At 69.5% G+C, this 10,751-nt stretch carries 7 protein-coding genes; 3 read left to right on the top strand and 4 right to left on the bottom strand.

The features are described 5' to 3' along the window. Window positions 1–47: 47 nt before the first annotated feature. Complete coding sequence (locus ABZS97_RS41495; protein WP_356148106.1) at window positions 48–1,076, bottom strand: glycosyltransferase family 2 protein; 1,029 nt, start codon at window positions 1,074–1,076, stop codon at window positions 48–50. 119 nt (window positions 1,077–1,195) lie between these two features. Here ABZS97_RS41495 and ABZS97_RS41490 point away from each other — a divergent pair, with 119 nt between their 5' ends. Further along, on the top strand, window positions 1,196–2,665 hold the full coding sequence (locus tag ABZS97_RS41490) for an LCP family protein (protein WP_356148109.1): 1,470 nt from the start codon (window positions 1,196–1,198) through the stop codon (window positions 2,663–2,665). 64 nt (window positions 2,666–2,729) lie between these two features. On the opposite strand, the gene ABZS97_RS41485 is transcribed toward ABZS97_RS41490, so the two are convergent. Beyond that, window positions 2,730–3,284 carry an acyl-CoA thioesterase gene (locus ABZS97_RS41485; RefSeq protein WP_356148103.1) on the bottom strand — a complete coding sequence of 185 codons (555 nt, stop codon included), beginning with the start codon at window positions 3,282–3,284 and terminating at the stop codon, window positions 2,730–2,732. 119 nt (window positions 3,285–3,403) lie between these two features. Here ABZS97_RS41485 and ABZS97_RS41480 point away from each other — a divergent pair, with 119 nt between their 5' ends. Beyond that, a complete protein-coding gene (locus tag ABZS97_RS41480) occupies window positions 3,404–4,705 on the top strand; it encodes an LCP family protein (RefSeq protein ID WP_356148100.1) in 1,302 nt (433 codons plus the stop codon). A 97-nt stretch (window positions 4,706–4,802) separates the two neighbouring features. Here the strand turns inward: ABZS97_RS41480 and ABZS97_RS41475 are convergent, their stop codons facing one another. Next, window positions 4,803–7,583, bottom strand: coding sequence for a substrate-binding domain-containing protein (locus ABZS97_RS41475; protein ID WP_356148097.1), 2,781 nt, complete (start codon window positions 7,581–7,583; stop codon window positions 4,803–4,805). Window positions 7,584–7,845: 262 nt separating this feature from the next. Beyond that, window positions 7,846–9,003, bottom strand: coding sequence for an acyl-CoA dehydrogenase family protein (locus ABZS97_RS41470; protein ID WP_356148094.1), 1,158 nt, complete (start codon window positions 9,001–9,003; stop codon window positions 7,846–7,848). 175 nt (window positions 9,004–9,178) lie between these two features. On the opposite strand from ABZS97_RS41470, the gene ABZS97_RS41465 reads away from it, so the two are divergent. Continuing rightward, window positions 9,179–10,522 carry a UDP-glucose/GDP-mannose dehydrogenase family protein gene (locus ABZS97_RS41465; RefSeq protein WP_356148090.1) on the top strand — a complete coding sequence of 448 codons (1,344 nt, stop codon included), beginning with the start codon at window positions 9,179–9,181 and terminating at the stop codon, window positions 10,520–10,522. The last annotated feature ends 229 nt before the right edge of the window (window positions 10,523–10,751 follow it).

Genomic DNA, 10,751 nt, shown 5'->3' with positions numbered 1-10,751 from the left:
GGCCCCTCTCCGCGCCGGAGAGGGGCCCAACTGCCGTACGTACGGCCTCAGTTCGAGGCGAGAACCGCCGGGCGGCGCGAGGCGATGACCTTCTTCGCCAGCGACTTCGGGCTGGTCAGGAAGCCCCAGCCCCACGACATGTGCATGGTGGCGAGGGCGACGGGGATCTGCAGCCTGGCCTTGAGCGGCAGCCCCTTGCCCGCCGGCAGGGAGCCCAGCGCGATCGCGGCCAGATACCCGCCGGGGACCACGAGGCCCCACGGGGTCAGTGCCGCGCCGACCACGACGCCCGCGGCGATCGCGCACACCGCGGTCGGCGGGGCGAGGTAGCGCAGGTTGATGGAGCCCTCGTGGTAGCGGGCGACGACATGCCGCCAACGGCCGTAGTCCTTGTACTGCTTGGCGAGGGCGCGCACGCTCGGCCGCGGCCGGTAGGACACCTTCAGCTCGGGCGAGAACCAGATGAGGCCGCCCGCCTCACGGATGCGGAAGTTCAGCTCCCAGTCCTGGGCGCGGATGAACTCCTCGTTGTAGCCGCCCTGTTGCTCCAGCGCCTCACGCCGGAAGACTCCGAGATACACGGTCTCGGCCGGGGCCGCCTCGCCGCCCGTGTGGAAGGCCGCGTTGCCGACGCCGACCTTCGACGTCATAGCGGCGGCGACCGCGTGCTCCCAGTCGTTCTCGCCCTCGGCGTGCATGATGCCGCCGACGTTCTGCGCGCCGGTCTCCTCCAGGAGCCGTACGGCCGTCGAGATGTAGTTCGGCGAGAGCATGCCGTGCCCGTCGACGCGGACCACGATCGGGTGGCGGGACGCCTTGATCGCGGCGTTGAGCGCGGCGGGGGTGCGGCCGGTCGGGTTCGGCACCGTGTGGACGCGCGGGTCTTCCCGTACGAGCTCGGCGGCGATCTCCTCCGTACGGTCCGAGGACGGACCGATGGCGATGACCACCTCCATCTCGCCGTCGTACTCCTGCGCCAGGATCGCTTGGACGGCCCCGCGCAGATGCCGCTCCTCGTTGAGGACCGGCATGATCACGGATACGGCGGGGGGCTGCACGTCAGACTTCTCGCTCATCAGGCGTCACGTTACCGCGAATGGGGGACACGGTCGCGCGCCGCCCGCCCTCAGGCCCGGGCCGCAGATCGTATGGGCCTACGGTGCTCACGGATCCCCCACACCCGGCCGACGCGGAGGTGTCCCCCTTGCCCACGCCGCCCCGCTCCCCCGCCCCGCCACGGCGCCGCCCGCAGCCGTCCCCCGTACGGCGGCCCGCCGTACGGCCCAGGAAGCCGCGTTGGGGCATGCGGGTGGTGACCACGTTCTCCGTGGTCGTCCTCGCCTCGGCGGGCATCGGGCACGCGGTCGTCACCGGCCTCGACGAGGACATCGCCCGGGTCGACCCGTTCAAGGACATGAAGAACCGCCCGCAGGCGGGCCACGGCATGAACGTCCTGCTGGTCGGCACCGACGGCCGGGACAAGATCACGCCGGAGGAGAAGAGGAAGTACCGGCTCGGCGGCGCCCCCTGCCACTGCACGGACACCATCATGATCGTGCACATCTCGGAGGACCGGGAGCGGGCCAGCGTCGTCAGCCTGCCCCGCGACTCGTACGCCGAGACGCCCGCGCACACCGACGAGACCACCGGCAAACGGCACGGCCCCCACCCCATCAAGATCAACGCGGCGTACGCGGAAGGGGGCCCGAACCTGACCGTGCGCACCGTCGAGAACATGACGCACGTCAAGATCGACCACTATCTGGAGGTCGACTTCACCAGCTTCATGAAGACGGTGGACGTGCTCGGCGGCGTGGAGATCTGCACCGCCGGACCTCTGAAGGACTCCTACACCGGGCTCGACCTCGCCCCCGGCTCGCACAAGCTGAACGGCGGGGCGGCGCTGCAGTACGTGCGCTCGCGGCACGCCGACGGATCCTCCGACCTCGGCCGTATGCAGCGCCAGCAGCGCTTCCTCGCGGCGCTGATCGAGCAGGCGACCTCCTCCGGGGTGCTGCTGAACCCGCTGAAGTTCCGCGACGTCACGCACGCCGTGCTCGGCTCGGTCCGCGCCGACAAGGGCTTCGGCACGGAGGAGCTGCTCGACCTGGGCCGGGCGATGCGGAACTTCTCCCCCGCCTCGTCCGAGTTCACCACCGTGCCGATCGGGCGCATGGGATACGTCGTCAAGGGCATCGGCTCGACCCTGAAGTGGGACGACGCCAAGTCCGGGAAGCTCTTCCGGGCCCTGCGCGACGACAAGCCGCTCGCCCCGCACAAGGTCCGCAACAAGGCCCTGCGCGTCGATGTGGCCCCGCAGCAGATCCAGGTCCAGGTCCAGAACGGCACGGCCACCGAGGGCCTCGGCAAGCGCGTGGACAGCGCGCTGCGCGGCACCGGGTTCCGTACGACGCGGCAGCCCGCCAACGCGCCCGACCGCACCCTGAAGCGCACCGTCGTCGCCTACGACCCCCGCTGGGACCGCTCGGCGAAGTCCCTCGCCGCCGCCCTGCCGGGCTGTGAGCTGCGCGCGGTCAAGGGGCAGGGCCCGCTCATGAAGGTCCTCGCGGGGGCCGACTTCAAGCAGATCAGACGGGTACGGGCGGACGACCCCCGACAGGGAGAGTTCGGGGCGGTGACCGGGGACCAGGAGGTGTGCCCGTAGACGGCACGGGTACTCGGACCCATCGGACCGAACCCCGACGCCCCGGGCTCCGTATCCCTGTGTGTCAGGCCTCCTCGTCGAGGCCTTCCGCCTGGCGCTTCTCCCGGAGTTCCATGATCGCGCGGCGGCGGGCCAGCCGGTGGGTGCGGCGGATCTGGGCCTCCTGGCAGCGGCGCTCGTCGCGCTCGGTCTCCGGGAGGACGGGCGGCACGCGCCGCGGCTTGCCGTCGGCGTCGACGGCGGCGAAGACCAGGTAGGCCGAGCCGACCTGCTGGGGTGGCGTCGACTCGTTCCAACGCTCGGCAAGGACGCGGACGCCGACCTCCATCGATGTACGTCCGGTCCAGTTGACCTGTGCCTTCACATGGACGAGGTCGCCTACGCGGACGGGTTCCAGGAAGGCCATCTCGTCCATCGAGGCGGTGACCGCGGGCCCGCCGGAGTGCCGTCCGGCCACGGCGCCGGCCGCGTCGTCGACCAGCTTCATGATGACGCCGCCGTGCACCGTGCCCAGAAGGTTGGTGTCGTTGTGGGTCATGATGTGGCTGAGGGTGGTCCGGGACGCGGAGGTCGGCTTACCCGGTATATCGGATTCCGGGGCGGGAGCCTGGTCTGTCATGGCGTCCACCTTATGCCGGGCCGCGCAAGGGTTGCTTTGCATCAGCTCTGCAACAGCCCTGCCATGATTCTTCGCACTCTCTTGTAAGGCACACAGTGCGGCACTGCACACTGGGCGACATGAACGATTGGCCCGACGCGTGGTCCGACGAAAACCGCCGCAGCAACCGCTACGGCGGCGGCAGCGCGAGCCCCCAGCCGGAGAGCGCGCGTGTGATGCGCCAGGTCCGGCGAGGCCCGACGGCGCCCGGTCCGGGCCCGTCCGCGCCGCCGTACGGCCGGGGGGTGCCCCCGCAGCAGCCGTCGTACACCGACGGCCAGGGGTACGACGACGGCCAGGGATACGACAGCGGGTACAACACCGGCCATGTCTACGGGCAGCCGAACGGTGGCGGCGGCGGCCCCGAGGGGCCCGGCGGGGCGGGCGGCCGGGGGCCGCGGCCCGCGCCGAACTGGCGGCGCCGGATCAAATGGACCGCGATCACCCTGGTCACGCTGCTGATCGTGGTGTCCGTGGGCACGTACTTCTGGGCCGACTCCAAGCTCAACCGCGAGGTGGACCTCTCGAAGGTCATCGACCGGCCCGACGGGGGCAAGGGCACGAACTACCTGATCGTCGGCTCCGACAGCCGCGCGGGCATGTCCGCCGAGGAGAAGAAGAAGCTGCACACCGGGTCCGCCGAGGGCAAGCGCACGGACTCGATGATGATCCTGCACACCGGTGACAACGGCTCGACGCTGATCTCGCTGCCCCGCGACTCGAACGTCACGATTCCGACGTTCCGCGGCTCCGAGTCCGGCAAGATCAAGGGCCCGCTGGGTGCGAACAAGCTGAACGCGGCCTACGCGTTCGACGGCCCGACCCTGCTGGTGCGCACGATCGAGTACAACACCGGCCTGCACATCGACCACTACGTCGAGATCGGCTTCGCGGGCTTCGCGGACATCGTCGACTCGGTCGGCGGCGTGGAGATGACCCTCGACCAGGGCTTCAAGGACAAATACTCCGGCGCGGACTTCCAGAAGGGCAAGCAGACCCTCAACGGAGAGCAGGCCCTCGCCTTCGTCCGCACCCGGCACGCCTTCGCGGCGAGCGACCTCCAGCGCACGAAGAACCAGCAGAAGTTCCTGGCCGCCCTGGCCCACCAGGTCGCGACCCCCTCGACCGTCCTCAACCCCTTCAAGCTCTACCCGACGATGAGTGCCGGCCTCGACACCCTCGTCGTCGACAAGGACATGAGCCTGTGGGACCTGGCCGACATGTTCTGGGCCATGAAGGGCGTCACCGGCGGCGACGGCAAGTCCATCAACATGCCGATCTCCGGCTCCACCGGCGGCAACCTCGTCTGGGACAAGGCGAAGGTCAAGACGCTGGTGGACGAGCTGAAGAACGACGAGACGGTGACGGTGTCGGGCAACTGACCGTCCGCGCCGTACGGCATGAAGGGCCCCGCCGATCCGATCGGCGGGGCCCTTGCCCGTGCCGGACCCCGGCCGACGTCTCTCCCCCGAGCGGTTCTCAGAAGTTGGAGATCACGCTCGTGATCACCGTCTCGATCGTCTTGGCCTGCCTCGCGTCGTACTCCTGGCCACCGCTGGCGTCCGCGATCTCCTGGAGTACGGTCTTGCCGTTCTTGTCGTTCTCGTCGGCCGCGCTTCCGTAGGCGATGGTGAAGATGCGCACCTGGGGCTTGCCGCGGTCGCCGATCCGCTTGAGGAGTTCCTCCTTCGCCAGGCTGCCGTTGTCCTCGTTGCGGCCGTCGGTGAGCAGGACGATGGCGTTGATGGCCTTCGGGTCGTAGTGCTCGCGCATGGTGCGCAGTTGGGCGTCGAGGGTGTCGTAGAGGCCGGTGGCGCCTTCCGGTTCCAGGTTGCGGACGTTGTCGGCCAGCAGGTCCTTGCGCTTGCCTCGGGGGAGCTTCTCGTCGAACGGGCCGAGCGGCACGAGTTCCTTGTAGTCGCGTCCGCCGCCGAGAACGTCCGCGTCGGAGAACTTCACCAGTCCGACCCGGTCGGTGCCGGTGAACTCGCCGAAGAGCTTGGGTTCCGCGTTCTTCAGGCGCTCTATCTTGGTGTCGCCCGTGCCGGAGATCTCGTCGTTCATCGACTCCGAGGTGTCGATGACCACGAGCACGTTGGCGCGGCGGCGCAGCGTGGACCAGACCTGCAGCATGCGGTCGAGCACCTCGCCCTTGGGCAGCGGCATCTTGACGTACTGCGTCTGGGGCAGGACCCCGTAGGCCTGGGTGAGCAGCTTGCTCTTCGTGGGGGCCCTGTTGTCGTGGGTGCGGAAGCCGTAGGGGGCGAACTGCTGGGCGTAGACCTCCGGGCTGTGCAGGTACGCGAGGAAGTCGTCCGCCACCGCCTTCTTGGGCGAGGTCATCGTCGTCAGCTCGATGTACGGGTGGTCGGAGGACGGGACGCCGTCCTTCGGGTAGAACGCGACCAGCGGGGTGTCCGGCTTGCTGGTCTTCTTACAGGCCCTGTCGTCGGCCCTGCTGAGCGCACCGCAGGGATAGCCCTCGTTGTAGGCCGCGACGGCACTCTCCTCCAGCGTGACGGCGGAGATGTACGACATGGCCTTGTTCGGGTCTCTCCGGTCCGCCTCACGGAGGTTGGAGAGGAACGTCAGCGTGGTGTCGCCGTAGTGGACCGCGGCCTGCTCGATGCTCTTCACGAACGCGCGGTTCGCGGGTTTGTCGAGGTGCGCGACGCCCAGCTCGCCGCTCGTGCCCGTGGCGGCGAAGAAGGCGGCGATGGTGGCATTGAGTCCGGAGGTGGAGTAGCCGGGGTTTGTCTTGCCGAGCTTGAACGCCCCCCACTGCGGCTTGCCGTGGTCCGCCCAGAAGTCGTCCGCGTTCTTCGCCCACTGGGCCAACTGGGCCCAGGTGAAGCGATGTTCGGGCCAGTCCAGGGCCTTGGCCATCGGCTTGGGCATCGCGACGGTCAGCGGGCTCTGCACGATCGAATGCACGGTCTTCGGGAACTGCTTTTTGTTCTCGCCCTTCGCCTTGGCGCGGGCCAGGGAGAGCCAGGCGCTTCCGGCCGGCGCCCACACGTCCGGTTTGCCCAGGCCACCGGACCTGGACTCGGGCCAGCCGTCGACCAGCGCCCGCATCGCCTCGCCCGAGTTCTTGTCGTCGACGACGATGCCCACGCACGTGCTGCCCGACAAATGGTTCTTGTAGGCCCGCGCCGCGCGCCGCAGGGACTCCGACTTGTCGACGGAGGCGGCGATGCGCAGATAGGCATCGGCGTGGTCTCCGCACGCCGACAGCCCGCCGCTGGAGAGCGTCTTGCCGTTTGAGGCGGGTGCGCCGTCGCTGTGGCAGGACGAGACGACGACGAACGTGAAGGCCGCGACAACGACCAGCGCTCCACCTCGGGTCAGCGCCTTCTTGTTCTTCCGCCAGATCCGGGGCCAGTCGACACGGGTGCGCGTACCGGTGGTCCCGCTCGGTGGCTTGGGTCCTGGAGGGGTGGAGGCCGGGACTCGGCGGCGGCGCCGCTTGACGGGTGGGTCGGGCATTGTGTTGCCGTTGGGCACCGTGGTTCCTGGGGCACCGCCACCGCTCTGCGGCGGCTCGGCGGCGGTGCGTCGTGGCTGGTGCTCCTGGAGTACGGCGACGGCCACCTCCGCCGCGTTCGCCGCCGCGCGTTCCCGGTCACCGTTGGTGTCGGACCGGTGCTTCTCGCCGTCCGCGTTGTCGCTGATCCCCCGGATGACGAGGGCCGACGTCCCGCTGTGCCTCGCCGCCAGGCAGAAGCCGTAGCCCTCCATCTCGATGGCCCCGGCGTCCTGGTAGGTGGAGCTCAGCCATGCCCGGAGGGGACTGGACGGGCTGGCGAGCACGACCTGACCGGAAGCGATCGGTTTGAAGCAGATGCCGATCCGGGACTTCACGTGGCGTGCCGTCTGCTCCAGAGGACGCGAGGCGCCGATCGCTTCCGGACGGGCGCCGCTGCCCTCGACGGCCTCCCGGGCGCCGTGGATGTCGTACACCTTGGTGGCGACGACGACGTCCCCGGGGACGATGTCCGCCTTGAGGCTGCCCGCGATCCCGACGAGCAGCGCGGCATCCGGGCCGAACGCGGCGAGCAACTCCTGTGTCGCCACAGCGGCGTTGCTGTTCCCCTCGCCCAGTTCGGCCAGGTGAACGGTCCAGGAGGCGTGCCGACCCTCAAGCCGGAACTCCCGAACGACGGTGCCGCTGTTGAGCGTGCGTGGAGCCTGGACACCGGCTCCCTTGGCCTTGAGGCGGCGCTCCAGCGCGTCGAACTCCACGGAAAGCGCTGTCACCACGACCGCGGTACAAGAGGGACGGGTTGCTGCCACGCGACCAACCGATCTTGAAGTTGACCTCGACACTCACGCTGACCTGGGCGTCCGATGTGCTGTCAACCCCGTCCGGGAGCCCATCGCCCAAGAGCCCAACGTACCACCGGGCGGCCCAACACCCCTGGTACACACGGGTATTGGCGACGGACGGGACAAGGCGCCGAAACCACTGAGGGCGCCCCGGAAGAAGGGGCGCCCTCAGTGCCGTGCAAGATGACTCGATTTACGGCAGGTTCCTGGCCATCACAATGCGCTGGATCTGGTTCGTACCCTCGTACAGCTGGGTGATCTTGGCATCGCGGAACATCCGCTCCACCGGGTAGTCCCGCGTGTAGCCGTAGCCGCCGAGCAGTTGGACCGCGTCCGTCGTGACCTCCATGGCCACGTCCGAGGCGAAGCACTTGGCGGCGGCGCCCTGGAAGGTGAGGTTCTTGTCGCCGCGTTCCGAGGCGGCCGCGGCCTGGTAGGTCAGGGCGCGGGCGGCCTCGATCTTCATGGCCATGTCGGCGAGCATGAACTGGATGCCCTGGAAGTCGGCGATCGGCTTGCCGAACTGCTTGCGCTCCTGGACGTAGCCCTTGGCGTAGTCGAGGGCGCCCTGGGCGACACCGAGCGCCTGGGCGGCGATGGTGATGCGGGTGTGGTCCAGGGTCTTCATCGCGGTGGCGAAGCCCGTGCCCTCCTCGCCGATCATGCGGTCGGCGGGGATGCGGACGTTGTCGAGGTAGACCTCGCGGGTCGGGGAGCCCTTGATGCCGAGCTTCTTCTCCGGGGCGCCGAAGGAGACACCCTCGTCCGCCTTCTCGACCACGAACGCCGAGATGCCCTTCGAGCGCTTGGTGGGGTCCGTGACCGCCATGACCGTGTAGTAGTCGGAGACTCCCGCGTTGGTGATCCAGCGCTTCACGCCGTTGAGGACGTAGGAGTCGCCGTCGCGGACCGCCTTCGTCGTCATGCCGGCCGCGTCGGAGCCCGCGTCCGGCTCGGAGAGGGCGTAGGAGAACATCGCGTCGCCCTTGGCGAGCGGCGAGAGGTACTTCTTCTTCAGGTCCTCGGAGCCGGAAAGGATCACCGGGAGGGAGCCCAGCTTGTTCACGGCCGGGATCAGGGAGGAGGAGACACAGACGCGCGCCACCTCCTCGATCACGATGACCGTGGCGAGCGCGTCGGCGCCCGCGCCGCCGTATGTCTCCGGTACGTGCACCGCGTGCAGGTCCGAGGCGACCAGGGCGTCGAGCGCCTCCTGCGGGAAACGGGCATCCTCGTCGACCGCGGCGGCGAAGGGCGAGATCTTCGCCTCGGCCAGCGAACGGATCGCGTCGCGGAGCATGTCGTGCTCCTCGGACGGGCGGTACAGGTCGAAATCAGCCGATCCGGCCAAGGTCTCTCACGCTCCAAGGACGCTAATTACCGTTAAGTAACCCAAATTTTAGGGGTATGCCCACGGGAGTGATACGTGAGCTTGGCGACAGGGGGCAATCTGCCCGGTGAGGGGCCGCTGCATGCCCCGACTATGCTCGGGCAGCGCACCCATGACGTACACCTCAGGAGCATCCATGGCCCTCAAGATCACCGTGATCGGCACCGGCTATCTCGGCGCAACTCACGCCGCGGCCATGGCTGAGCTCGGTTTCGAGGTCCTCGGGCTCGATGTCGTACCCGCGAAGATCGAGATGCTCCAGCGGGGCGAGGTCCCGATGTACGAGCCCGGGCTGGAGGAGCTGCTGCGCAAGCATGTGGCCGGGATCGAGGGTTCCTCCGGGCGGCTTCGGTTCACCATGGACTGGGCCGAGGTCGGGGCGTTCGGCGATGTCCACTTCGTGTGCGTGAACACGCCGCAGCGGCACGGTGAGTACGCGGCCGACATGTCGTACGTCGACGCCGCCTTCGAGTCGCTCGCCCCGCATCTGAACGGCCCCGCCCTCGTCGTCGGCAAGTCCACCGTGCCGGTCGGCTCCGCGGACCGCCTCGCCGCCCGCCTCGCAGAGCTGGCCCCCGCCGGTGAGGACGCCGAGCTGGCCTGGAACCCGGAGTTCCTGCGCGAGGGCTTCGCCGTGAACGACACGCTGCACCCCGACCGGATCGTCGTCGGTGTGCGCAGCGAGCGCGCGGAGAAGCTGATGCGCGAGATCTACACGACGCCGGTCGCCGAGGGCTCGCCCTTCGTGGTCACCGACTTCCCGACCGCCGAGCTGGTGAAGACCTCCGCGAACTCCTTCCTCGCCACCAAGATCTCCTTCATCAACGCGATGGCGGAGATGTGCGAGGCCGCCGGTGGCGACGTCACCAAGTTGGCCGAGGCCATCGGGCACGACGACCGGATCGGGAAGAGGTACCTGCGGGCGGGGATCGGGTTCGGCGGTGGCTGTCTGCCGAAGGACATCCGTGCCTTCATGGCCCGCGCCGGTGAGCTCGGTGCCGACCAGGCGCTCACCTTCCTTCGTGAGATCGACTCCATCAACATGCGCCAGCGCGGCCAGATGGTGGAGCTGACCAGGGAGGCGCTCGGCGGGGGGTCCTTCCTCGGGAAGCGGGTCGCCGTCCTCGGCGCGACGTTCAAGCCCGACTCGGACGACGTACGGGATTCGCCCGCGCTGAACGTCGCGGGGCAGATCCACCTTCAGGGCGGTCAGGTCACCGTCTACGACCCGAAGGGCATGGACAACGCGCGGCGGGTCTTTCCGACGCTCGGTTACGCCGATTCCGCGATCGAGGCCGTGCGGGGTGCCGACGTCGTCCTGCACCTCACGGAGTGGCGCGAGTTCCGCGAGCTGGACCCGGCGGCGCTGGGCGAGGCGGCCGCCGTCCGCCTGATCCTCGACGGCCGCAACGCCCTCGACCCCGAGCTGTGGCGGCGCGCGGGCTGGACCTACCGGGCCATGGGGCGCCCCACCGCCTGAGGGAGCCGTAGGGGCGCGCCGGTGTCGAGGGGCCGAGCGCGCGGAGGCGCGACGGAGGAGGGCTGAGCACGGTCGGCCCCTCGACACCGGCTTGAAGCGCCCCGAAGGCGAGCGAACGGATAGAGGAGCGCCGGGGGGGGGCCGGGGGCGGCGGGGGGCCCCCGCGGGGCGGGGCCCGTGGCCGGGCCGGGGGGGGGGGGGGGCGGGCGGGGGCCACAGAGGGGCGGGG

This window comes from Streptomyces sp. NPDC005485, from assembly GCF_040606085.1.
GTDB lineage: Bacteria > Actinomycetota > Actinomycetes > Streptomycetales > Streptomycetaceae > Streptomyces.
Note: the sequence above shows the minus strand (reverse complement) of the source record. Positions and strands in the feature narration are given on the sequence as shown.